At 72.8% G+C, this 24,330-nt stretch carries 20 protein-coding genes; 11 read left to right on the forward strand and 9 right to left on the reverse strand.

What is annotated here, in order from left to right:
• Positions 1 to 39: 39 nt before the first annotated feature.
• The 6 genes from OG439_RS13165 to OG439_RS13190 all read right to left on the reverse strand — a co-directional run bounded on the left by OG439_RS13165 (position 40) and on the right by OG439_RS13190 (position 5,619).
• Entirely contained in the window at positions 40 to 246 is a 207-nt protein-coding gene (locus OG439_RS13165; RefSeq protein WP_247051842.1) for an MbtH family protein, read from the reverse strand.
• The gene (locus OG439_RS13170) at positions 243 to 1,472 is read right to left on the reverse strand and encodes an MFS transporter (RefSeq protein WP_326949666.1); all 1,230 of its coding nucleotides are present in this window, start codon (positions 1,470 to 1,472) and stop codon (positions 243 to 245) included. The genes OG439_RS13165 and OG439_RS13170 overlap by 4 nt, the downstream gene beginning before the upstream one ends.
• Positions 1,473 to 1,572: 100 nt before the next feature.
• Positions 1,573 to 2,826, reverse strand: coding sequence for a glutamate synthase-related protein (locus OG439_RS13175; RefSeq protein ID WP_326949667.1), 1,254 nt, complete (start codon positions 2,824 to 2,826; stop codon positions 1,573 to 1,575).
• Entirely contained in the window at positions 2,823 to 3,815 is a 993-nt protein-coding gene (locus OG439_RS13180; protein WP_326949668.1) for an asparagine synthetase A, read from the reverse strand. Before OG439_RS13180 ends, OG439_RS13175 begins: the two co-directional genes overlap by 4 nt.
• Positions 3,816 to 3,850: 35 nt before the next feature.
• Positions 3,851 to 5,137, reverse strand: a complete 1,287-nt coding sequence (locus OG439_RS13185; protein ID WP_247051846.1) for a methylaspartate mutase — start codon at positions 5,135 to 5,137, stop codon at positions 3,851 to 3,853.
• The gene (locus OG439_RS13190) at positions 5,134 to 5,619 is read right to left on the reverse strand and encodes a cobalamin B12-binding domain-containing protein (protein WP_326949669.1); all 486 of its coding nucleotides are present in this window, start codon (positions 5,617 to 5,619) and stop codon (positions 5,134 to 5,136) included. Before OG439_RS13190 ends, OG439_RS13185 begins: the two co-directional genes overlap by 4 nt.
• A gap of 443 nt (positions 5,620 to 6,062) precedes the next feature.
• On the opposite strand from OG439_RS13190, the gene OG439_RS13195 reads away from it, so the two are divergent.
• From OG439_RS13195 to OG439_RS13210, 4 genes are all read left to right on the forward strand, one after another.
• Positions 6,063 to 8,912: a type 2 lanthipeptide synthetase LanM family protein gene (locus OG439_RS13195; RefSeq protein ID WP_326949670.1), complete on the forward strand. Its 2,850-nt coding sequence runs from the start codon at positions 6,063 to 6,065 to the stop codon at positions 8,910 to 8,912.
• 37 nt (positions 8,913 to 8,949) lie between these two features.
• A complete protein-coding gene (locus OG439_RS13200; protein ID WP_326949671.1) occupies positions 8,950 to 9,129 on the forward strand; it encodes a hypothetical protein in 180 nt (59 codons plus the stop codon).
• A gap of 50 nt (positions 9,130 to 9,179) precedes the next feature.
• Entirely contained in the window at positions 9,180 to 9,353 is a 174-nt protein-coding gene (locus OG439_RS13205; protein WP_326949672.1) for a hypothetical protein, read from the forward strand.
• A 68-nt stretch (positions 9,354 to 9,421) separates the two neighbouring features.
• On the forward strand, positions 9,422 to 12,310 hold the full coding sequence (locus tag OG439_RS13210) for a helix-turn-helix transcriptional regulator (protein ID WP_326949673.1): 2,889 nt from the start codon (positions 9,422 to 9,424) through the stop codon (positions 12,308 to 12,310).
• A gap of 3 nt (positions 12,311 to 12,313) precedes the next feature.
• Here the strand turns inward: OG439_RS13210 and OG439_RS13215 are convergent, their stop codons facing one another.
• Positions 12,314 to 13,747: an amidohydrolase family protein gene (locus tag OG439_RS13215; RefSeq protein WP_326949674.1), complete on the reverse strand. Its 1,434-nt coding sequence runs from the start codon at positions 13,745 to 13,747 to the stop codon at positions 12,314 to 12,316.
• A gap of 146 nt (positions 13,748 to 13,893) precedes the next feature.
• On the opposite strand from OG439_RS13215, the gene OG439_RS13220 reads away from it, so the two are divergent.
• From OG439_RS13220 to OG439_RS13235, 4 genes are all read left to right on the forward strand, one after another.
• Positions 13,894 to 14,700, forward strand: a complete 807-nt coding sequence (locus tag OG439_RS13220; protein ID WP_326949675.1) for an IclR family transcriptional regulator domain-containing protein — start codon at positions 13,894 to 13,896, stop codon at positions 14,698 to 14,700.
• Between the two features lie 69 nt (positions 14,701 to 14,769).
• The gene (locus tag OG439_RS13225; protein WP_326949676.1) at positions 14,770 to 15,939 is read left to right on the forward strand and encodes a CaiB/BaiF CoA transferase family protein; all 1,170 of its coding nucleotides are present in this window, start codon (positions 14,770 to 14,772) and stop codon (positions 15,937 to 15,939) included.
• Positions 15,932 to 16,729: a citryl-CoA lyase gene (locus OG439_RS13230; RefSeq protein WP_326949677.1), complete on the forward strand. Its 798-nt coding sequence runs from the start codon at positions 15,932 to 15,934 to the stop codon at positions 16,727 to 16,729. The genes OG439_RS13225 and OG439_RS13230 overlap by 8 nt, the downstream gene beginning before the upstream one ends.
• An 11-nt stretch (positions 16,730 to 16,740) precedes the next feature.
• Positions 16,741 to 17,601: a dioxygenase family protein gene (locus tag OG439_RS13235; protein ID WP_326949678.1), complete on the forward strand. Its 861-nt coding sequence runs from the start codon at positions 16,741 to 16,743 to the stop codon at positions 17,599 to 17,601.
• Positions 17,602 to 17,661: 60 nt separating this feature from the next.
• On the opposite strand, the gene OG439_RS13240 is transcribed toward OG439_RS13235, so the two are convergent.
• Positions 17,662 to 18,195, reverse strand: a complete 534-nt coding sequence (locus OG439_RS13240; RefSeq protein ID WP_326949679.1) for a carboxymuconolactone decarboxylase family protein — start codon at positions 18,193 to 18,195, stop codon at positions 17,662 to 17,664.
• Positions 18,196 to 18,336: 141 nt separating this feature from the next.
• Positions 18,337 to 20,052, reverse strand: a complete 1,716-nt coding sequence (locus tag OG439_RS13245; protein ID WP_326949680.1) for a glycosyl hydrolase family 18 protein — start codon at positions 20,050 to 20,052, stop codon at positions 18,337 to 18,339.
• Between the two features lie 293 nt (positions 20,053 to 20,345).
• On the opposite strand from OG439_RS13245, the gene OG439_RS13250 reads away from it, so the two are divergent.
• From OG439_RS13250 to OG439_RS13260, 3 genes are read left to right on the forward strand one after another with little or no spacing between them, the layout of a single operon-like run.
• Positions 20,346 to 22,922, forward strand: coding sequence for an FtsX-like permease family protein (locus OG439_RS13250; protein ID WP_326951540.1), 2,577 nt, complete (start codon positions 20,346 to 20,348; stop codon positions 22,920 to 22,922).
• On the forward strand, positions 22,915 to 23,607 hold the full coding sequence (locus tag OG439_RS13255; RefSeq protein WP_326949681.1) for an ABC transporter ATP-binding protein: 693 nt from the start codon (positions 22,915 to 22,917) through the stop codon (positions 23,605 to 23,607). The genes OG439_RS13250 and OG439_RS13255 overlap by 8 nt, the downstream gene beginning before the upstream one ends.
• 20 nt (positions 23,608 to 23,627) lie before the next feature.
• Complete coding sequence (locus tag OG439_RS13260; protein ID WP_247064298.1) at positions 23,628 to 24,290, forward strand: ABC transporter ATP-binding protein; 663 nt, start codon at positions 23,628 to 23,630, stop codon at positions 24,288 to 24,290.
• Positions 24,291 to 24,330: the final 40 nt, after the last annotated feature.

Below are 24,330 nucleotides of genomic sequence, written 5' to 3' on the forward strand. Positions count from 1 at the left end.
AGATCAGCTCCAGTTCGAATCTGCCGGCGGGGAGGGGGGTCAGCGCATCGAGGCGACGAGGCTCGCCGGGCGCAGGTCGGTCCAGTGCGTCTCGACGTACTCGAGGCAGGCGGCGCGGGTGTCTTCGCCGTGCACGGTCCGCCAGCCGGCCGGGACGTCCACAGTGGACGGCCAGAGCGAGTGCTGGTTTTCGGCGTTGACCAGGACCAGGAAGGTGCCGTTCTCGTCTTCGAAGGGGTTGCTCATGACTTCTTCTCCTCTGTGAGTGCGGCCCGGCCGAGTGCCGGGGTGGCGACGAGCAGGGCGAACGCGACGAGCGCGACCGCGGCGTGGGCGAACATGGTGAGCGGGACGCCGAGCGTCTCGACCAGCAGGCCGATCAGGAGGTTGCCGATCGGGGTGGCGGCCAGGGTGAACAGCGCGAGGATCGACATGACCCGGCCGCGCATCTCCGGCGCGGACCAGCGTTGCGCCAGTGACACCAGGACCAGCGCGGTGAGCCCGGCGACCAGGCCGAGTGCGAAGAACGCGGCGACGCTGACGGCCAAGGACCCGGTGGCGAGCAGGGCCAGGCAGCCGACCTGGGCGCCGAGCCCGCACGTCGCCAGCAGCCCGGCGCGTTCGCGGGGCGGCCACTTGACGGAGACGATGAAGGCCAGTGACGCGCCGAGCGTCATCGCGGTGAGCAGCCAGCCGGCGCCTTTCTGGCCGCCGAGCAGGACGAGCCCGAGGTTGATCGGCCCGGCACCACTGAGTTCGAGCAGCCCGGTGACGATCATGGCGGTGCGCAGCGCGGGCCGGACGGCGACGTACCGGCAGCCTTCACCGACGTCCTTGAGGAGCTGCTTGACCTTGACGCGTTCGCGGGGTTGCGCCGGGGCGAGGGTCTTGGTGTTCCCGGCGGCGACGGCGGAGACGAGGAAGCTGACCCCGTTGACGACGGCGACGGTGACGAGCCCGCCGAGCCCGGCCAGCCACGACCCGAGCGCCCCACCGGCGGCCTGCCCGCCACGGACGGCGGCGAGGTAGACGGCGTTGCCCCGCACGAGGTGCTCGGGCGGCAGCAGGTTGGGCCGCAGCGCATCGGAGGCGGGGATGAAGAAGGCACTCGCGACGGCCATGACAACGATCAGCCCGGTCAGCAGCGGCAGCGAAGGCCCGGCGAACAGCACACAGACGGCCCCGGTGACCATGGCGGCCGCCCGGATCAGATCAGTGGCGACGAGCACCCGCCGAGGCCCGGTCCGATCCGCGACGGCACCCCCGACGAGCAGGGTGAGCACCTTGGGCAGCGACCCGAGGGCAAGCACCAGCCCCGCGACCGCAGGCCCAGCGGCCCCGACCAGGGTGACGGAGAGAGCGATCAGCCACACGGCATCCCCGAAGGAGGACAACCCCATGGCGAGCACCAGCCCGAGAAACGGCGCAGGCAGCGCGGCACGAGACGGCCGCGGCTCGACAACGGCGGTCATGCCAGACCCCCGCTCGGTGCCAGGGGTCGTGAGTGGCTATGAGGGTTAGAACCCTCATTACCACTCACGACAAGCCGCGGCAGACCCGCGAACCGGGCGCTCACGACAGCACCTGCTCACGGACCTGGGTCGCCTCGTCCGGGAACCACACGTCGTCCCGGGTCAGCGCGTCCGCGCGGTACTGGCCCAGCGCGCTCACCAAGAGCCGCAGTTCCAGCGACAAAGCCTCGACGAACCGGACCAGGCCCTCACGCGGGTCGGTGTCCACCGCCAGCAGTGCCGCGCGGCCGAGACCCGCCGCGCGGGCGCCCAGGGCCAGGACCTTCGCCACCCGAGTGCCTTCCCACATCCGGCCGGACGTCAGCAGGCAGCCGGCCGGCGCGCCGATCCGCGACAGGCACTCGGCCAACGGAAGTCCGACGCCGAGGAACGCCGTCGGCGCCCAGCCCGTGCCGCCCTCAGCGCCGTCGACCGTCACCGCGTCGGCGCCGGCCGCCCAGGCGACCGTGGCCGCCGAGGCGACGTCACGTCCGGGGAGCAGCTTCACCCACACGCCGGCGCGCGGGAAGTTGTTGCGCATCAAGCGGATCTGCTGACGCAGGATCTCCGGCGTGAACGTCCCGGGGCTGCTGCTGCGCAGCACGCCATCGCCCAGCGTGAGGTCCACTGTGTACTGCTCGGCGAGCCGGTCCGCCGCCGCCGGGTCGACCAGGGTCATCCCGCCGAGGCCGGGCTTCGCGCCCTGGCCCACCTTCAGCTCGAACGCCAGCCGCCCCGAGTCCAGCAGCGGCGCCGCCGACGGGTCCGAATACACCAGGTTCCAGACCTCGGCGTCGGCGTCTTCGGTGCTCTGCTGCACGACGACGCCGCCGAGACCGTCCGGGACCGCGTCGCCGTAGGCCCGCAGGCGCTCCAGCAGCGTGCCCGCCGCGGCGCCGCCCGTGCGGCCGTGGCCGTGGACCGGGACGACGTTCTCGCCGACCACCATCGGGATGCCGAGCCGCGCAGCCTGCGCACTCGCCGCCGCGCCGAGCCCGGCGCCCGCCACCTGCGTCGACCCGAACGCCGAGAGGTACAGCGGCAGCGCCGAGGCGAACCCGCCGATGACGGTGTCCAGTTCGACGTCGCCGTAGAGCGGCTCGCGGCCCAGCTCGATCAGCTTCTCCAGCCGCCGCGGCATGAACACCGGCGGCACCAGCCGAGCCGACTCCAAAGAATCACCCGAAACGCCCGCGGAGAAACCGAACAACGTCGTGCCGTACTCGGCCGCGGGCGGGAACACCGCCTCGGCACCCAGCCGGGCGCGCGCCCGGACGTCGTCCTCCGGGAAGCCCCCGGCGTGCAGCGCGGTCACGGGGACACCACGCCCGGCAGCTTCGGGAACGCCGTGGCCTGCCACACGGCGTCGAGGCCGGCGACGTAGCGGGTGAACCGCTGCAGCCCGAGGCCGAACCCGGCGCTGCCCGGGATGCCCTCGCGGACGAGGTCGAGGTACCAGGCGTACTTGGCCGGGTTCTCCCCCGTCTCGCGCATCCGCGTGACGATCCGGCCGTACTCGTGCTCGCGCTCGCTGCCGCTGCACAGCTCGCCGTAGCCCTCCGGCGCGATCAGGTCGAAGTTGCGCAGGATCCCCGGCTGCGACGTGCTTTCCCGGTCGTAGAACCCGCGCGAGCCCTTGGGGTAGTCGACGAGGAAGAACGGCCGGGCGTGCTTCTCCGACAGGATCGCCTCGCCCGCCCAGTCGATCTCGGCGTCGGCGCTCTGCGGGTGCCCGAGCTCGCGCAGGGTCTCGACGGCGGTCGTGTGCGACAGCCGGCCGAACGCGCCGCCGAGCAGGTCGGCGAACGCGCCCGAGTCGCGGCCGAGGGCTTCCAGCACGTCGCCGGCGTCGTCGACGACCCGGCGCACGACGTGGGCGACGAGGTCCTGCAGCAGGTCGAGGACGTCGTCGCGGGACGCGCCGGAGACCTCGACGTCGAGCTGGTGGAACTCGGCGAGGTGACGGCTGGTGTTGGCCGTCTCCAGCGGTTCGAGCCGGACGTTCGGGGCGACGTAGAAGATCTTGTCGAAGCCCAGCAGCGAGGCCTGCTTGTAGAGGATCGCGCTGGTCATCAGCTTGTAGCGGTGGCCGTAGTAGTCGATGTCCACCTGCTTCGCGCCGCGGCCGCCCGGGTCGGTGACCGGCCCGATGACCGGGGGCAGCAGCTCGACGAAGCCGCGGCCGCCGAGGAACGCGCGGGCCTCGGTGAGCATCCGGTGCTGCAGCCGCAGCACGTGCTTGGTCGTGTCCGAGGTCAGGTGCGTCCGCGGGTCCGGCGGCACGGCGGAATCGGTGTACTCCATGGCGATTTCACTCCCAGCTGGTCGGCAGAGGTGGTTCAGGCGCGGGCGGGTTCGGTGCTCGGGCCCGGCAGGACGGGATCGAGCCGCCGCCGGTGGTAGGACAGGTCGGCGAGCATCCGGGTCGCGCTGACCCGGTCGCGGCTGCGGCGGCCGCCGAGCGCGGCGGGCAGCGGCATCCGCCCGGTGTGCCACCACTGCAGGCGGCCTTCGTCGTCGAGCACGCAGCGGGTTTCGTTGCCGTTGTCGGGGTGCAGGCAGTACGGGACGTCGAGCAGGCCGCGTTCGAACGCCGCCGGCAGCGCCTCGGCGATCGTCGGGGCCAGCGAGCGCACCTCGTCGACGAGCAGGCGGGCCTGCAGGTAGACCTCGGTGTCCCCGGACGGCGGCCGGCCGGGCGCGGGCTGGTCGAGGGCGGTGGCGTGGGCCAGCCGCAGCGCGTCGACGTTCTCCTCGACGGTCGGGATCCGGTGGGCCTCGGCGGTGGTCTTGACGATCAGCCGCTCGGTGCCGGTGCGCACGGCCAGCCGCACGCTCTCGGCCAGCAGCTCCCGTGCCCCGGCCGGGGTTTCCGGGAACAGGCCCATGTAGGTGTAGAGGACGATGTGGAAGTCCACGCCTGCCAGTTCTTCGGCGCACAGCCGCCGCATCGCCCACAGTGCTTCGGCGTCCTGGTCGGGGCTGGTCTGCTGGGCGTAGCTGGCGGACACGCTGCGGACGCCGTGTTCGGCGAAGAACAGGCACTCCAGCACCGAGAGCGCCACGAGCAGCCCGGGCGGGCACAGCTGCCCGAGCATGCAGCCGCCGAAGCTCTCCAGGTGGCAGAGCACGCCGCGGTCGGCCTGGGCCGCCAGCAGCGTCGCCGATCGGGACCAGGACGCCGTCGCGGTGCGCAGCGGCACGCTGCTGTAAGGCAGGCAGTAGGACACCGGGCCGCCTTCGGAGGCATCCAGGCCGGCTTCGAGCATCGCGGCGAAGATGTCCTCGGGCTGCGGGGAACCGTGGCGCACCTGGACCGGGAACCGCGGGCCGAAGAGCCCGTCGAGCAGCTCGGCGGTGACGCCGGTGCCGAGCGCGACGAGCGGGTAGCCGTTGAGCTGGACGCCGGATTCGAGCGACATCGCGGCGAGGTCGTGCTGCCCGGTGCGGGTGTAGCTGTCGAGCGTCACGGTGCCGACGGCCGGCACCCCGGCCCCGGCGACCGCGTGCAGCCCGCGGCGCATCATGGCGGGGTCCGAGAACCCCATCCGCGGCTGGACGAGCAGCGTCCGGCTGCGGCGGTGCTCGGCCACGAAGCTGCTGAACACCGACCGGGCAGCGCTCACCGCAACGTCCGGACGTTCGCGGCGATGAACTCGCGGAAGGACTCGATGGCCTGGCCGGAGTCGCCGGCGCCGACGTGGAACACCGCGTCGTAGCCCAGGGCCAGCAGTTCGGCCCGCAGTTCGCTGTTGGCGTCGCCGCGGACGCCGAGCTTGCCGCCGATGACGGCGGGCAGCCCGGTCAGTTCGGGGTCGGCGCGCAGGGCGGAGATCACCCGGGCGCCGTCGACGTGGCCGTGGCCGTTGATGGTGCTGATCACCAGGCAGTCCGGCCGCTCGTCGCGGCAGGCGGCCAGCAGCCGCTCGACCGGGACGCAGGCGCCGAGGTTGAGCACCTCGTGGCCCATCTCCTCCATGATCAGCTGGAGGGCGACGAGGTTCCACATGTGCGAGTCGGACTGGACGCTGGAGAGGACGAACTTGAGCGGTCGCCGCCCGGCCACACCGGGCCGGTCGGGGTGCTGCTCGATCTGGAAGGTGGTCATCGTGCGCTCGCTCCCTTGAGTTCGGGGAACGTCCGCGGCGCGGCGGGGTGCGGCCACGAACTTCTCGAGACGAATAGTCATCGCCGGCGGCCCGGCGCACATGGGTGCCGCGTCCCCGCATTCCGGCGGCGCCGCGAACCCCCATGACCGCCTCGCGCGCGGGCGTCGCGGCCGCGCGCGCGAGTGCGGAACCCGGTGCGCCGGGGTGACCCAGGTGGGTGGAGTACCGCGTCCGTTCGGGGCTTGTTGCCGCTTCACCCCCCCATGCGGCCCGCCCGCCGAACGGCCCAACCGCCACGTCCGTCCGGCCCAATCGGGGGTTCCGTGACCAGGCGTTTTCCCGGCGGTGCCCCTATGAGCCCCCAGTACGCCCCCATGCGGCGCCGGAATGCGGGCGTAGCACCCCCATGTAACCGCGGTCACCCGCTGGCATGCTCGATCTCGTGATTCCCCCGCAGCCGAACCCGGCGACGACGACGCTTCCGCCCACCTGGTGGGCGGCGGGCCTGACCCCGCGTGAGCGGCGGTCCGACGGCCTCCGCCCCGCGTGGGTGGACTTCGCCGAGACCGCGCTCGCTTCGGCGGCACCGGCCGCGCCGGTGTCCGGCCCGACCTGGCGCACGGCGTTCGCGTCCGTGTTCCACCCGTTCGTCGGCGCGGTCCGCGCCGCGATCGCCGACGCCGCAGCGGGTGCGCCCGCCGTCGACGTCGTCTCGGTCGCGGACGGCTGTGCCGCGCAGCTGGGCCACCAGCTCGCCGGGCTCGCCGCCCGCACGCTGGTGCTGGAGCTGGGCCGGGCCCGCCGCGCCGGCCGGCTCGCCGGGGAGACCGGGGAAGAACGTTTCGCCGACTTCGTCCGCCAGGCCGGCACCACCGCCGGGCTCACGGATCTGCTGCACCGCTACCCGGTGCTGGCGCGGCTCGCCGCGCAGGCCGGGCTGTACGCGATCGAGTCGGCCACGGAGCTGCTCGGCCGGTACGCCACCGACCGCGACGCGCTGGCCGGGCTCATCGGCACCGCCGATCTCGGCCGGCTGGCCGAGATCACCGGCGGCACCGGTGACGCGCACCAGCGCGGCCGCTCGGTGCGCGAACTGCGGTTCGACGGCGGCGACCGGGTCGTCTACAAGCCGCGGCCGCTGGGCCTGCACGCGGCGTTCACCGACGTCGTCGCCTGGCTCAACCCGCGTGTCCCCGGCCTGGAGCTGGAGACCGTCGACGTGCTGGTCCGGCCCGGGTACGGCTGGCTGCGGTTCGTCGAGCACCGGCCGTGCGCGGACCTGACCGAGGTCGACCGCTTCTACCGCCGCCAGGGCGTGCTGCTGGCTCTGCTGCACGCGCTCGACGGCACCGACGTGCACTTCGAGAACATCATCGCGGCCGGTGACCAGCCGGTGCTGATCGACATCGAGACGCTGTTCCAGCCCCTGCTGGCCGCGGAGGACGCCAACGCCGATCCGGCCTCGACGCTGCTGGCCCGCTCGGTGCACCGCACGATGCTGCTGCCGCAGATGATCGTCGGCGAGCACGGCGCGGTCGACATCTCCGGCCTCGGCGGCGGCCGCGTCACCACCCCGGCGCTCGAGCGCGTCGACTGGCTGGAGCCGGGCACCGACCGGATGCGGCTGGCCCGCGTCCCCGGCGGCCCCGGCGCCGGCGTCAACCGGCCCACCCTCGGCGGCGTCGACGTCGAACCGGCCGAACACGGTGCCGCGCTGCTGGCCGGGTTCCGCGCCGGCTACGACACCATCGCCGACGGCGCGGCCGAGCTGGCTCCCCTGCTGGAGCGCTGCGCGGCACACACGATCCGCGTCCTGGTCCGCCCGACCAGCTTCTACGCCCGGATGCTCGACGAGACGACGCACCCGTCGCTGCTGGCCGACGCGGCCGAGCGCGATGAGGCGTTCGCGCTGCTGCACGACGACAGCACCGACGACGTCCGCCGCGGCCTGGTCGCGGCCGAGCTCACCGACCTGTGGGCCGGTGACGTCCCGATGTTCAGCGGCGAGCCCGGCTCGGCCGATCTGTGGGACGCCGAAGGCAAGCGGCTGCCCGACATGCTGAGCGCGACGCCGCTGGCGTCGGTGCTGGCGAAGGTCGCCGGGATGACCACGATCGACCGCCGTGACCAGGAGTGGCTGATCTCGGCCGCGCTGGCTACCCGCCCGGCCGAGGAGACCCACGCCGGCACCGGCGTCACCGACGGCGTCCTGCCGAGCAAGAGCCCCGAGCCCGCGCACCTGCTCTCGGCCGCGTGCGGCATCGCCGACGCCATCATCGCCCGCGCGTCCTCGGCCGGCGGCCGGGTCAACTGGGTCGGGCTGGAGCTGGTCGACGAGAAGTACTGGGCCGTGCTGCCGATGGGCGCCGGGCTCGGCGAGGGCTACACCGGCGTCGCGTTGTTCCTGGCCCAGCTCGCGGAGCTGACCGGCATCGACCGCTACCACGACCTCGCCGGGAAAGCCCTGGCCGGACTGCCGTGGCTGGTCTCGGAGCTGGAAGCCGACCCGGAGCTCGCGGAGGCGGCCGGCTGCGGCGGCCTGCTCGGGCTCGGCGGTGTCGCCTACGCGCTGGCCCGGCTGGCGCGGCTGCTCGCCCGGCCCGACCTGCTGGACCTGGCCGCCCGGACCGTCGCCGTGATGCCGGGCGCGACGCCGGCGACGTCACCGCGGTTCACCACGGGCCTGGCCGGTGGTCTGGTCGCGCTGCGGTCGGTCGCCGCCCAGACCGGGCTCGCGAGCGCGGCCCTGCTGGCCGACGCCTACGCCACCGAGCTCGCCGGCCGCTCCATCGACCCCGACCTGGCCGACCCCGGGTTCGCGCACGGCGCGGCCGGCGTCGACTGGGCCCTGCTCGGGCACCCGCGTGAGACGGCGACCCTGCCGCCCGCGACCGCGGCGGCCGGGCACGGCTGGTGCTCCGGCCTGGCCGGGCAGGTCCTCGCCTACGCCGGTGACCCGGGCGTTCTCGGTGGTCTCGACGAGCAGGTCCGGCGCCTGGCCGCCCAGGACCCGCTGCGCGACCTGAGCCTGTGCCACGGCGAAACCGGCATCACCGACGTGCTCGGCGTCCTGGCCGAGAACGGCCACGCCGGGGCCGCCGCCGCGGTGGAGCGCCGGACCGGGCAGCTGCTGACCGCCGTCGAACAGGACGGCGCGCGCTGCGGCACCCCGGACGCCGTGCCTTCGCCGGGGCTGCTGACCGGCCTGGCCGGGATCGGCTACGGCCTGCTGCGCCTGGGCTTCGGCCCGCGTGTCCCGTCCGCGCTGCTCCTGCAACCCCCGACTCGCTGACCCGCCACCGCCCCACCTGCACGAGGAGAAACGCACGATGCCCGAAATCACCGCCGAGACCGTCGAAGCCACCGTCGGCGCCCTGGTGCTCCCGCGCGCGAACCGCGCCGGTGCGCGCAACCGGGCGCTGGCCGGGGCGCGGCCCCGGTTGTCCGGGATCACAGTGGAGACGCTCGGTGATCCCACCGTCGTCACCAACGGCACTTTCGCCCTCTGACCGTCCGTCCTTTTCGCACCGCCAGTACTACCGAGAGTGGAGACACCCGCATGACCGAGCACGACACCGCCGCCATCGACAACCCGATCGGCGACTTGACCCTCCCGTCGTCGGCCCGCACCGGCGCCCGCAACCACGCACTGTCGGGGCGGGCCCCGAGGGCTTCGATGAATTCACTGACCACGTTCGACGTCACGGTCGTCACCGGGGGTTTCACCGAATAGTGAGACACCGGCCCGCCGGTATTTCGACGGGCATCCGGAAGTGATCCGTCCGGCTATAGTCCCCGCTCATGGGCATCCGTTCGACGCGCCTCATCGGGCGGGACAGGGAGCTCGGCGCACTGTCCCAGGCTCTGGAGAAGGCCCGCACCGACCACGGTGGGGCCTTCTTCCTTGTCGGCGAAGGCGGGATCGGGAAGTCCCGGCTCGCCGCGGACGTCGCCGCGCGGGCACTGGCGACCGGGATGCCGGTGCTGCGCGGGCGGGCCAGCTCGATCGGGCCGATGGTGCCGTTCCGGCCGCTCGCCGAAGCCCTGCTGTCGCACTTCCGCGGCGGGCACCCGCCCGCCGCGCCGGAGCTCGACCCGCTGGTGCCGGTGCTGGCCCGGCTCGTGCCCGACTGGTACCGCGGTGACCGCCCGCACGACAACGGCTCGCTGATGGTGCTGGCCGAGGCCGTCTTCCGGCTGCTGTCGGTCGCCGGGCGCGCCGAAGGCTGCCTGATCGTGCTGGAGGACCTGCACAACGCCGACGCCGAGACGTTGTTCATCGTCGAGTACCTGGTGGACAACCTCGCGTCGGGCAAGGTGATGCTGATCGGCACCCTGCGCAACGAGCCCGGCGAGGCGCTGCGGCTGGCCACGGCGGCGTCGCAACGGTCGTCGAGCCGCACCTTCGAGCTGACCCGGCTGGACGCCGCCCGCACGCGCGAGTTCGCGGCGGCGTGCCTGGAGACCGAGCCGGACGCGGTCCCGGCCGCCGTCGCGAACCTGCTGTGGCAGAACAGCGAAGGCGTCCCGTTCGTCGTCGAGGAGCTGCTGCACGGGATGCTCGGCGACGGCCTGCTCGTGGGCGGGCCGGGCGGCTGGCAGGTGGTCGGCGAGCTGCAGGCCCGGGTGCCCGAGGCGTTGATCAGCAGCATCGCCGCCCGGGTCGACGCGCTCGGCTCGGACGGCGAGACGCTGCTGTCGGTGGCCGCGGTGCTCGGGCGGCGGTTCCCGCTGTCGGTGGTGCAGGCGGTGACCGACATGGACGACCGGATGCTGCACAACCACATCAGCGCGAGCGTCGCCGCGCACCTCGTCACCACCGACGAGACCACGCCCGGCTGGTACGCCTTCCGGCATCCCCTCACGGCCGAGGCGCTGCTGTCGCGGCTGGTGCCTTCGACGAAGGCGAACCTGGCGCGCAAGGCCGCCGACGCCGTCGAGCTGCTGCACCCGGGCCTGCCCGGGGAGCTGTGCGCGCTGGCCGCGTCGCTGCGGCTGACCGCGATGGACCACCCCGGCGCCGGCCGGCTGTTCGCCGAAGCCGGCCGCCGCGCGCGTGACGGCGGGGCCGCCGACACCGCCGTCACCATGCTGACCCGCGCCGTCGAGCTGCTGGCCGCGGCGGGGACCGAGGACCGGGCCGACGCGCTGGAGGCGTTGCTGCACGCGCTCGGGCAGACCGGGCAGTTCGACCGGGCCGTCGAGTTCTCCGCGCGCTTCGCCGAGCTGGGCCGCCTGGAACGGGCGGTCGACCTGCACATCCAGCTGGCCTGGGCGGCCTACATCGCCGGGCGGCACGACGAGTGCCTCAACCAGATCGAGCAGGCCCGTGCCCCGCTGGGCGACGAGATGGCCGAGGAGCAGCGGGCGGCCGTCGACGCCGTCGAAGCGACGCTGTGGCTCGACGTCCCCGGCCCGGCCCACACCGAACGCGCCCGGAAGCTCGCCGACCAGGCGTGGCAGGTCGCCGAACGCGCCGGGGTGCCGTTCGTGTCGTGCCAGGCGCTGCAGGTGCTCGGCATGGTGGCGCTGGAGACCGACCTCGCGGAGGCCGAGCGCTACCTGCAGCTGGCGCGGCGGCTCGCGGAGCGCCACCAGCTGACGCACCTGCGGACCCAGGTGCTGGTCCGCCTCGGCGGGCACCGGATGCTGGCCGAGGGCGACGTCCGGACGTTCGACCTGGCCCGCGCGGAAGCCCAGCGGACCGGGGCGATCACGCTGACCTGCGCGGTCGACGCGAGCCGCGCGGTGCACGCGGTGATGCGCGGCGAGTTCGAGCACGCGGACCGGATCCTGGCCGAGAACCTCGCCGTCCTCGGGCGGCTGCGGCTGGTCGCGCTGCTGCAGTACACGCACATGACGCGCGCGATGGTCGCCGCGCACCAGGCGGACCGGGCGCGGATGGAGCTGGCGCTGGACGACTTCCGCGCCGAAGGCGGCGGGACGGCGCAGGAGATGGTGCTCAGCGTCGGGCTGGCCCAGGTGTTCTGCTCGCTGCTGGAGGAGGACGCCGATCGCGCGCGCCGGGAGCTGGCGCAGGTGATGGCGCTGGAGGAGCGGCAGCCGAGCCGCTTCCACCTGGCGGGTCAGCACGGCCTGCGGCTGCTGGTCGAAGCCCTCGACGGGATCGAGACGGAGCCGGGTGAGCCGCGGGCGGCGGTGAGCGGGATGCGGTGGAACCGCCAGTTCGTCCTGCTGGGCGAGGCGGTCCGGCACGGCCGCGCGGGCGAGGCGGACCTGGCCGACGCGGCCCTGGCGAAGGCGGTGGACGCGGCGGCGTTGTTCCCGGTCAGCCGGCACCTGGGCCTGCGCATGGTGGCGGAGTCCGCCGCGGCCGACGGCTGGGGCGACCCGGTGACGTGGCTGAAGGAGGCCGAGGAGTACTTCCACCAGGCGGGCATCTCGGCGGTGGCGAGCGCGTGCCGGGGCCTGCTGCGCAAGATCGGCGCCCCGGTGGGCCAGCGCCGCGAGGGCACCGACCGCCTCCCGGCCGACCTGCGTTCGGCCGGGGTGACGGTCCGCGAGTACGAGGTGCTGCAGCTGCTGGCGGACAACATGGGCAACAAGGACATCGCCCGCCGGCTGCACATCTCGCCACGCACGGTGGAGAAGCACGTGGCGAGCCTGATGGCGAAGTCGAACCTGCAGAACCGCACGGCCTTGACGGAGTACGCGTCGCGGTCGAGGTAGTCCTCAGCCGCCGTGGGTGGAGTCGCTCTGGTAGGTCGTGTACGTGTACGGGTTGTCCAGGACCTTCGTCTGCGGGACGTCCGGGTTCATGCCCTGGCGCCACGCTTCCTCGCCCAGTTGCCCGCGCAGGTAGTCCACTGTGGACTCCACTTCGCGGCGGACCGCCGGCAGGTCGACGCCCACCAGGGCGCCGTCGCGTTTGACGATGCGGCCGTCGACCAGGACCGTGTGGACGTCGGCGCGCTGGGCCTGGAACGCCACGTGGCCGTACGGGTTCAGCAGCGGGAACGACACCGGGGACGCGTCGTTCTTCAGCAGCACCACGTCCGCCTTCTTGCCGACCTCGAGGCTGCCCAGATCGGCCGAGCGCCCCAGGGCCGTCGCGCCGCCGCGGGTGGCCCACTCCACGACCTGTTCGGCGCGCAACGCCGCGTGCGTCACGGTCTCACCCAGCTTGTGGGCCTCCAGGTGCTCGCGGGAGCGGTCCGCGCCGAGGGTCGAGCGCATCGCCGAGAACAGGTCGCCGCTCCACCAGACCGACGTGTCCATCGACAGCGACACCGGGATGCCGTACGCGCGCAGCGCCCAGGTGGGCGGGTAGCCCTGGCCGGCGCTCTGCTCGCTTTCGGTCGACACCGACACCGAGCCGCCGGTGGCCGCGATGCGGTGGTAGGAGTCGGCCGAGAGGGACGCGCTGTGGACGTAGACCGTCTCCGGCGTCATGAAGCCGTTCTCGTACATCAGCCGGATGCCGTCGTCGCCGGTCGCGCCCCAGACGCCCGCGTGGGTCGTCACCGGCACGCCCAGCTCGCGCGCCACCTCGAAGGCGGCCTTCTCCGGGAACGCCGGGTCGCCGGTGACGTCGAAGGCGAGCTGGAAGCCCAGGTCGCCGCCGGTGCGGCGGGTGACGAAGTCGCGGAACTCCGGCGTGCCCGTCCAGGTGGCCGGGGAGTCCTGGATGTTGCCGTAGGCCAGCACGAACCGGCCGGGCACGGATTCGAGCGCGTCGGCCGCGGCGTCGGCGTGCTGGGTGGTCTGCAGGCCGTGGGACCAGTCCACGGTGGTCGTGACGCCCGCTTCGAGCGCTTCCCACGCGCCGAGCAGGTTGCCCGCGTGGATGTCTTCGGGGCGGAACACCTTGCCCCACTCCAGGTAGTACCAGACGAAGTACTGGGTGAGCGTCCAGTCGGCACCGTAGCCGCGCATGGCCGTCTGCCACATGTGGCGGTGGGTGTCGATCATGCCCGGCATGACGATCCCGTCGGTCGCGTCGATCTCGACCGCTCCCGGCGGGGCTTCCAGCGCGGGGCCGATCGCGGCGATCCGGTCGCCGGTGACCAGGACGTCGGTGCCGGTGAGGACCCGGCGGGTGTCGTCGAGGGTCAGGACCGTGCCGCCGCGCAGGAGGACCGGCCGGCCGTCGGTGGGCTGCGTCATCGCTGCCTCGTTCTCCACGCACTTCTGCGTACACTCGTCCGCTGGACGGACATGGGGTGGGCGCAGTCACTTTTGCCCAGTGCCGCGCCGGTGTCAATCCCCGCCGCTACGCTGCCGGTGAGGGTTACCGCAGAGGGAGGTCGCGCATGCCACGCGAGGGAACCGGTCCCGACTTCATCGAGGCGCTCGCCCGCGGGCTCGAGGTGATCACGGCGTTCCGCCCGCACCAGCAGGCCATGACGCTGGCCGAGGTGGCCACGGCCACGAGCCTGGCCCGCCCGACCGCGCGGCGGATCCTGCTGACCCTCGAAGAGCTCGGCTACGTCCGCTCCGACGGCCGCGGCTTCGCCCTGACGCCCCGCGTGCTCGACCTCGGCGTCGCCTACGTGCGCTCGGCGGGCCTGTGGGACGTCGCCCGCCCGCACCTGGAACGCCTGGTCGCGCGCACGAACGAGTCGTGCTCGATCGCCCAGCTCGACGGCTCCGACATCGTCTACGTGGCGCGCGTGGCGGTACCGAAGATCGTCGGGCTCAGCGTGCAGATCGGCACGCGGTTCCCGGCATTGCCGACGTCGCTGGGCAAGGTGCAGCTCGCCGCCCTGCCCCTCGACGCGCTGGAGGCCGTGCTGGCCGAGCCGACCCGCTCCGGGCTGGTCGCGCGCTGGCAGCCCGACCGGGCCGAGCGCGACGCCGAGCTGCGCGAGGTCCGGGCCCGCGGCTGGGCGCTCACCGACGAGCAGCTCACGCTGGGCATCCGCTCGGTCGCCGCGCCGCTGCGGGACGGCTCGGGCCGGGTGATCGCCGGCGTCAACGTCAACTGCCACGCCGCCGAGACGTCCGTCGAGCGGCTGCTGGAGCACCACCTGCCGCTGCTGCTGCAGACCGCCGGGGACATCAGCGCCGACTTCGCCCGGCTCGCCGACGTCCCGCACGTGACGGTCCCGGCGTCTTGACCGCCGTGAGCCACTCCCCCAAACTGGGCGGACATACGTCCGACTGGCGGACACGAAGGTGAGGTTCGGGTGGACAACAGCGCCGCCGGTCCGTTGACCGGGCTGCTGGTCGCGGACTTCTCCCGGGTGCTCGCCGGGCCGTACGCCACGATGCTGCTGGCCGACCTGGGCGCCGAGGTCGTCAAGGTCGAAGGCCCGCAGGGTGACGAGACCCGCACGTGGATGCCGCCGGTGCGCGGCGACGTCTCCACCTACTACCTCGGCATCAACCGCGGGAAGCGCTCCATCGCCCTGGACCTGCGCGACGAGGCCGACGCCGTCGTCGCCCGCGAGCTGGCGGCCCGCGCGGACATCCTGATCGAGAACTTCAAGCCGGGCGGGCTGGCCAAGTACGGCCTCGACTACGCCAGCGTGCAAGCCGCCAACCCGGGATCGGTGTACGCGTCGATCAGCGGGTTCGGCTCGGGCGAGGGCCGGCACGTGCCCGGGTACGACCTGATGGTGCAGGCGATCTCCGGGCTGATGAGCCTCACCGGCGACCCGGACGGCCCGCCCTACCGCGCCGGGATCTCGGTGTTCGACGTGATGGCCGGCAACCACGCCGTCATCGGCATCCTGGCCGCGCTGCGCCACCGCGACGCGACCGGCGAAGGCCAGCACGTCGAGGTCAACCTGCTGTCTTCGGCGCTGACCGGGCTGGTCAACCACAGTTCCGCTTACGCCGCCGGGGGTGTGGTGCCGTACCGGATGGGCAACGCCCACCCGAGCGTCTTCCCGTACGAGCCGCTGCCCACCGCGGACAACGACCTGATCGTCGCCGCGGCCAACGACGGCCAGTTCCGCCGGCTCTGCGAAGTCCTCGACCTGCCCGACGTCCCGGACGACCCGCGCTTCGCCCGCAACGCCGACCGCACGAAGAACCGCGAAGAGCTCCGGCCGCTGCTCATCGAGCGGCTCGCCACCCGCGGCGCCGTCGAGTGGTTCGAAGCCTTGACGAAGGTCGGCGTGCCGTGCGGGCCGATCAACACCATCGACGGCGGTTTCGCGATGGCCGAACGCTTCGGCCTCGACCCGATCGTCGAAGTCGGCGACGGCGACCGCGCGGTGCCGACCACCCGCCACCCCATCCGCTTCTCCGCCACCCCCGCCGCCTACCGGCTGCCGCCGCCGGAGCTGGACGAGCACGGCGCCGAACTGCGGGAATGGCTGACGAATCCCCGGGAGGACGACGATGGCTGACATGCCGGCGTACGAGACGGCGCTCGGCGCGTCGAGCCGCGACAAGATCACCCTGCTCGGCCAGGACCTCGCCCAGGACGTGATGGGCGAGGTCGGCTTCGGCGAGCTGGCGTTTTGGCTCGCCACGCAACGACGTCCGAGCAAGAGCGAGACGCGGGTCTTCGAAGCGGTCCTGGCCGCGCTCGCCGACCACGGCTTCACCCCGACCGCGATCGTCACCCGGCTGACCTACCTCTCGGCCCCCGACTCGGTCCAGGGCGCGCTCGCCGCGGGTCTGCTCGGCGGCGGGTCGCGCTTCCTCGGCGTCACCGAGGACTGCGGCCGGTTCCTGCACGACGTCCTCGGCACCGTCGACAACTCGCCGACCGACGAGGCCGGGTGGGACGCGCTCGCGTCGACGACTGTCGAAAGCATGCGCGCACAACGGAAGTTCGTGCCCGGGCTCGGGCACCACGTGCACAAGGACGGCGACCCACGCACGGCGCGGCTGTTCGAGATCGCCGCCGAAGAAGGCCTGCGCGGCCCGCACCTGGAGCTGTTCGCGGCGATCGGCCGGGTGCACCCGCGGGTGCTGGGCAAGACGCTGCCGCTCAACGGCGCGGGCGTCTGCGGCGCGGCGCTGGCCGACCTGGGGCTGCCGCTGGAGCTGCTGCGCGGGTTCGCGTTGCTGGCCCGCACGGCCGGGTTGATCGGGCAGCTCGCCGAGGAGTTGCGCCATCCCGTCGCGAACGACATCTTCCTGTCGGTGGACCTGAACAACCGGTCCGTCGCCCCGGATCCGGAAGTCTGAGAGGAACGCCGATGCAGCTGGTCACCGAGGACAACATCACCGAGCTCGCCGCGCGGCGCTGGTCGAGCGCGCACGACCCGCGGACCGCGGAGCTCATGTCGGCGCTCGTGCGGCACCTGCACGCCTTCGCCCGCGAGGTGCGGTTGAGCGAGACCGAGTGGATGGCCGCGATGCGGTGGCTCACCGAGACCGGGCAGATCAGCGACGAGAAGCGCGAGGAGTTCATCCTCGCCTCCGACGTGCTGGGCCTGAGCATGCTGGTCGTGCAGATGAACCACGCGTTCGACGCGAAGGCGACGCCGGCGACGGTGCTGGGCCCGTTCCACATCGACGGCTCACCGGAGAAGGAGTTCGGCGGCGACATGTCCGACGGCCTCCCGGGCGCGCCGCTCTACATCACCGGCACCGTCACCGGCCTCGACGGCTCCCCCGTCGGCGGCGCGGTCCTCGACGTCTGGCAGGCCGACGAGGAAGGCGCGTACGAGTCGCAGATCCCCGGCATCGACGAAGCCCGGCTGCGCGCGAAGTACGCCACCCGCGCCGACGGGTCGTACTGCCTGCGCACGATCGCGCCGAAGGGGTACTCGATCCCGATGGACGGCCCGGTCGGCGAGCTGATCGGCGGTACCGACATCAGCCACTACCGGCCGGCGCACGTGCACTTCCTGATCAACGCCGCCGGCTACGAGCCGCTGATCACGCACCTGTTCCAGGAGGGCGCCGAGTACCTGGACAGCGACGTCGTGTTCGGCACCAAGCAGGAGCTGGTCGTCACGTTCGAGCCGCGCGAGGCCGGCCCGACCCCGGACGGCGGGCACAGCGACGGGCCGTGGATCGAAGCCCGCTACGACTTCGTGCTGCAGCCCGCGTAGCAATGTCCTGAAGGGCACCCTCAGGGCTGTATAAGCCCTGAGGGTGCCCTTCACGGCTGATCAGCGCCCGTAACCCTCGGCGGCCAGGACCTTGCCCATCTGCTCGTAGGCCGCGGGGTCGTCGGGCGCGATCGTGGCCAGCCCGTCGACGTAGCGGTTGTACATGCAGAACGCGGCCGCGATCAGCACGGTGTCGTGCAGTTCGAGGTCCGTCGCGTCCTGGGCGCGGGCCGCGGCGACGAGCTCGTCGGTGACGTTGCGGCCGGTCTCCCGCACGGCCAGCGCGATCCGCAGCAGCGCCTTGAGCTTCTCCGACACCGGCGCGTCGTCGACCCCGGCGCACGCCGCGTCGACCACCGCGCGGCCACCCTCGATGGTCTCGGCCGCGGTGGCGGCGTGGCTGCCGGTGCAGAAGCGGCATTCGTTGCCGTTCGACACGACCGTCGCGATCAGCTCGCGCTCGCCGACCGTCAGGCTGCTCGGCCCGCGCAGGAGCGTCTGGGCCAGGAGGTTCAGCGGGACCGCGGTCTCGGGCCGGTAGGCCATCAGCGACCGGATCCCGGGCAGCTCCGGGTCGAGCGGGATGTGGGGCATGGGTGTTCCTCCTCGCGAGCGGAAGATCCAGTCTTTCCGGCGAAGGGGCCCGCGCCAACCTCCACTTTGCCCAGTGGTGCTGCGGCCGAACGGCTCCGGTCCTCCCCGCGGGCAGGTGCGGGGAGGACCGGAGCCGCCTTTTCAGCCGAGGGTGACGTCGTCGGTGTAGACCGACCCCTGGCCGTACCAGCCGTGGACATAGATCGTCACCGCGCCCGACGCACCGGTCGTGAACGGCACCGACAGCTGCGTCCAGCCGCTGCTCGAGGTCCAGGTGCTGGCGGTCGCGCCGCCCCGGACGCCGAGGTAGGCGTAGCTGCCCTGCACCCACGCCTTGAGCGTGTACGCGTGGTTCGGCGCGAGGGTGATGTTCTGCGCGGCCTCACCGGTCGACGACGCCGTGGCCGTCACCTGCAGAGCCTTGGTGCCCGAGTGCGCGGGCGAGGCGACGACCGAGTCGCCCGCACCGACCCACGGGCTCAGCGCGCCCGTCTCGAACCCGCCGTTGACGACCGAGCCGGTCGGCACGGTGCCGTTGACGGTGAGGGTGAAGGTCGCGCTGTGGCTGCCGGAGGTCCCGGCGCCGGTCACGGTCAGCGGGTAGACGCCGGGGACCGCGGCCGAGGTCGTCGCGACCGACAGCGTCGCGCTGCCGCCCGCGGTGACCGAGCCGGGGCTGACCGACGCGGTGACGCCGGCGGGTGCGCCGGAGACCGAGAGGGCCACGGACTGGGCGGCGCCGGAGGTGACGGCGGTGGTGACCGTCGCCGAGGTCGAGGCGCCCGGGTTCACCGCGGCCGAGGCCGGGTTCGCGGCGAGGGAGAAGTCGTTGCCCGGCACGGTCGTGCCGCCGGTGAACGGCTCGAAGGCGTGGCTGAAGAACCACTGGGACTGGCTGATGCCGGAGCAGTTGTCCGCCGCGGCCCCGCCCGGGCAGCCGCCGTTGTCCCGCTGCAGCGCCCAGAAGGACAGCTCGTTGATGCCCTTGGACACGGCCCAGTTGTAGACGGTGGCCGCGTCGGCGGTCGTGAACGTCTCGGCGGGGCCGAAGTCGTCGACGCCGATCATCTCGGTGATCCCGACGCTCGCCCACAGCTGCGCCTGGGTCTTGCCCGGGTAGAGCGCCGCGAGCTGGGAGACCAGGCCGGTGGCCGAGGTCTGGGTGTCGGTCGCCATCTCGTGGGCGGCGTTGTCGTAGTAGTCGAAGGTCATCATGTTGACGACGTCGACGCGGGTGCCGTTGGTGACGGCGTTGCGCAGCACGGCGAGACCGCTGTCGGCCAGGCCGCGGGTGGTCGTGGGCAGGGTGTAGGAGATCTGCAGCGGCCGGCCGGAGGCTGCGGCCCAGTCCTGGACCTTCTTGATGGCCTTGTTGCGGCGGTCGATGCCGGCTGAATTGGTGAGCGAGTTGTCCTCGATGTCCATGTCGAGGCGCGGGACGTCGTAGGTGGTGATCACCGACTCGTAGGCCGCGGCGATCGAGTCGACGTTGGTGCAGCTGTCGGCGATCTCGGTCCCGGTGTTGTCGGCGGTGTAGCCGCCGAAAGACGGGATGACGTCCCCACCGCGCGAGCGGATGGTGGTGATGTCGGAGCCGAAGGTGGCACTCGAGATCGGCATCCCGGAGTCACCGTTCCAGTAGACGGTGCACTGCCCCTTGGTGGCGGCCTGGATGAACGCCATGGTCAGGTGCTTGGCCCCGGACGCCTGCGCGAGCGCGGCCGGGCTTTCGCCGGTCCACGCCTCGAAGTAGGGGGCGAAGACGTGCGAGGGCAGCGGCGTGGCGGCCTGGGCGGTCCCGGCCGCGGCGACCAGCGAACCGGCGGAAAATGCCGCCAGGGCAAGAGAAACGGACAATCGGGAGAAAGGTCTGCGTCGACGCACGAGCGCTCCAAAGCCGGCGGGGAGCCGTGCTGCGGCGTCGCACGGCGGGAACGTCCCCAGGATTGGATCAGACCAATCCAGGAGTCAAGGTCTAGACCACTAAACCGGCCGGATGGCCGTACTGGTTGCACCCGCCCTTTTCGACACCTTCGACCACAGCGGGTGAGCAACGATCGTGACAAAAACGTTCCGTCTCCTGGGGTGGGCCGGTAGCGTGCGCCTCCATGCGGGTGATGTGGGGGAAGATCGAACAACTCAGAGTGACCATGCCGTGGCGTGCGGCACCGAAAGCCGCGCTCACCAGTCCCCTGACGCTGATCGTGGCGGCGGTGACCTCGCTGCTCGCGTGCTTCCTCGGCACCGCCGCGGTCCTGCAAGCCTCCGCGGCCGGCGGCGCGGCCGTCACCTACCAGACCGGCATCGTCTGCCCGGACGCCTACGGCCCGGTCTTCGGCAAGGGCAACATCCCGGTCGAGACCATCCCCGCGGTCACCGCCGCCGTCCAGCGCCACGCCCCCGCCCACGGCTTCGGCACCCCGATCGTCGGCCAGTACACCAACGTCCTGCTCGGCACCCAGTTCAACGGCGACCCGCACTACAAGATCCGCCTCGGCTACCGCGACCAGGCCGGGCTCGACCACCTCACCCTGCAGCAGGGCACCCGCGCCCCCGGCCTGTGGCTCGGCAACGTCGTCGCCGACGGCGAACACATCGGCCTCGGCGCCCGCCCCAGCGTCCAGGGCACCCCGCTGCCGCCCGTCACCGGCATCTACCGCGACCTGCTCGACCCGCCACCGCGCTGGTGGTGCTCCCAGCAGTCCGGCGCCGTCGTGGACCGGCTGGCCAACGACCCTATCGACTCGATCGTCTTCGCCACCGACCGCGCGAGTTTCGACAACGCCGTCCACGCCCTCGGCCTGCCGACCATGCAGTACTTCCACATCTCGTTCTACGTCCCGCCACCCACCACCCTCAGCGGCGCCGAAGACCTCCTGCGCCGCTCCCAGGACCTGGTCGCCGACGTCCGCGCGGACCTCACCGCCCAAGGCCTCGGCTCCGCCGTCGCCGCCGACGTCCCGACCTTCGAACGCTCGGTCACGATCGCCCGCCAGGCCCAGGACAACGTGTTCGTCTCGATCCTGCCCCTCGCGGTGATCAGCGTGCTCGTCGGCTGCGCGGGCCTCGGCAGCGTCGCCCTGCAGTGGTACCAGCGCCGCCACGCCCAGCTGCGCCTGCTCTCCGCCCGCGGCAGCGGCCCCGGCGCCCTCGGCTGGCTCGCCATCGCCGAGCTCGGCCTGCCGATCCTGCTCGGCGGCGCCGCCGGCGCGGTCGCCGCCCGCCTCCTGCTCGGCGTCTACGGACCACCCGGCGCCCCCGACTCCGACGCCGAACTGCGCGCCGGCATCGTCGCCGCGGCCGTCCTGCTGCTCTCCATGACGCTGCTCGCCCTCGTCGTCGCCGTACGGGCGCACCGCGAGTTCGAACTCGGCCGGGTACGCCGCAAGGGCAACCGGGCGCGGCTGCTCGCCTACTTCCCGTGGGAACTCGCGACCGCGGGCATGGCCTGGCTCGGCTGGACCCGCCTGGCCGGCTACAGCACCGGCTCACGCCTCGGAAATCCATTACCCCAGGTCGACCCGCTCGCCCTGACCTACCCCGTGTTCGTCGTCCTGACCGTCGGGCTGCTGACCGCACGGCTGGCGTGGCTCGCCCTGCACGCCTCCCACCGCGCCCGCTTCTGGTCCCACCCCGCCCTGCAGCTGGCCATCCGCCGGCTGGCCGGCGCCCGCGCCCCGGTGATCGGCGTGCTCGTCATCGGCACCCTCGCCATCGGCACCCTGGCCACCGGGATCGGCATCGCCGACGGCCAAGAGGACGCCCTCGCCACCAAATCGGCGATCTTCGTCGGCAGCGACGCCCGCCTCGACACCGACAGCCCGATCGGCATGGGCACCGTCGCCATGCCCGCCGCCCTGGCCGGCACCAGCACCATCGTCGGCGAGCTCACCGGCACCGGCAGCGTCGTGCTGGTGATCGACCCCGCGACGTTCGCCAACGCCGCCGCACTCGACCGCGTCCCGGTCGACGACCTCGACGCGCTCCTGCGGAAGATCTCCCAGCCGGACCCGCACGGCACCCCCGCGATCCGGGTCGGGCACCGCGACGGCCAGTCCACCCACCTGCCCGGCGGCCTCCCCGACGTCGTCTCCGCGGGCGACCTGCCGGTGTTCCCGATGATCGGCACCTCACCCGGCTACGTCGTGTCCCGCACCGCGCTGAGCCACGCCCAGCTCGACGGCATCCCCAAGTGGAGCGTCCTGACCAAGACCGCGATGGCCGACGCCACCACCGCGCTCCGCTCGGCCGGGGTGTACATCCCCAACCGCGTCAGCCGCGAATCCGCACTGGACGGCCTCCCGTTCTTCGTCGTCTCGTGGACGTTCTCCTTCGTGGCCCTGCTCGGCGCCGTCCTCGGCCTGGTCGCGATCCTCGCGCTGCTCGTCGCCGTCGAAGTCCGGCGAAGGCAGAACGCCCTCGCCGGCGCCCTCGTCCTGCGGATGGGCATGCGGCCACGGACCCTGCTCGCCAGCCACCTCATGGAACTCGGCGTCCTCAGCGGGCTCGCCATCGTCGTCGGCGTGGTCTGCGGGATCTCCGTCGCGGGCCTCTCCGTGCCGCGGTTCGACCCCGCGACCTTCCTCGCCCCCCGCTCCGAGCTGCCCGACCCACTGCCGTTCGTGCTGACCGTGCTGGCCGTCGGCGTCCTCGTGGTGGGCCTGGCCGGCTGGATCGCGGTGCGCTCGGTGCGCACCGCCCGGACCGCGGAGCTGATCCGTGCCTGAGAAACCGATCTTCCAGCTCCGCGGCATCGGCGTCGACTACCAGACACCCGCCGGCATCGTCACCGGCGTCGACGACGTCAGCATCGACGTCCCCGCCCGCGGCATGACCGTCCTCGCCGGCCCGTCCGGCTCCGGGAAGTCCACCCTCCTGCGCGTCCTCGGGCTGTTCGAACAACCCGCCCGCGGCTCCCTGACGTTCCAGGGCGCCGACGTCCGCAAGCTCAAACACCGCGAACGACGCGCCCTCCGGCGCCACCACCTGGGCCTGGTGTTCCAGAACCCCTCCGACAACCTGCTCGGCTACCTCTCGGTCGCCGACAACCTCCGCGCCGCCGCCGAAGCCGCCGGCACCCACTGCCGCCCCGACGACATCCTCGCCCAGCTCGGCCTGCACGACACCGGCGGCTGGAAGATCTCCGCCCTCTCCGGCGGCCAGCAGCAACGGCTCGCCTTCGGCTGCGTCCTCGCGGCCCGCTCGACGGTCATCCTCGCCGACGAACCGACGTCCCAGCTCGACGAAGCCTCGGCCGACCTCGTCCTCGACACCCTGCAGTACCTGGTGGACCAGGACTTCGCGGTCCTGGTGGCCTCACACGACGAACGCCTCATCGACCTCGGCGCCCGGATCGCCCGCCTCCACAAGGGCGCCCTCGAAGGCATCGAAGAACGGGAGCCGCGGCCGTGACCGCCGAAACCGCACCGTCCATGCTCGAAGCCGTCGGCCTGCGCCGCAGCTTCGCCCACCCCAGCGGCGACATCGAAGTCCTGCGCGGCCTCGAACTGCGCGTCGCCGCCGGCGAACTCGTCACCGTCTCCGGCCGATCCGGCTCCGGCAAAAGCGCACTGCTGGCCCTGCTCTGCGGGTTCGACTCCCCCGACTCCGGCTGCGTGCTCCTCGACGGCGTCCCCATCAGCGGCGCACCACCGTGGCACACCTGCGCGGTCCTGCCCCAGGCCCTCGGCCTCGCCAACGAACTCACCATCGCCGAAAACGTCGCCCTGCCCCTGCGGCTGCGCTCCGACATCCCCCGCCCGTCCCGCCAGGTCATCCAGGACCGCGTCACCGACCTGCTCGACGAACTCGGCATCGGCGACCTCGGCGACCGCTACCCCCTCGAAGTCTCCTTCGGCCAGCAGCAACGCGTCGCCCTGGCCCGCGCCGTCGCCGGCCGCCCCCGGATCCTGCTCACCGACGAACCCACCGCCCACCTCGACGGCGGCAGCACCCCCCGCGTCCTGAAGCTGCTACGCCGATGCGCAGCCGAAGGAGCGGCCGTCATCGTCGCCACCCACGACGACGAAGTCCACCGCATAGCCGACCGCCGCGTCCGCCTCCTCGACGGCGTCCTCACCGCCCTGCTCGACTGAAGTCCGTGAATGCCACATCGAGGGACACTATGTCCCTCGA

Origin of the sequence: Amycolatopsis sp. NBC_01307 (assembly GCF_035975215.1) — a bacterium.
Taxonomy (GTDB): Bacteria; Actinomycetota; Actinomycetes; order Mycobacteriales; family Pseudonocardiaceae; genus Amycolatopsis.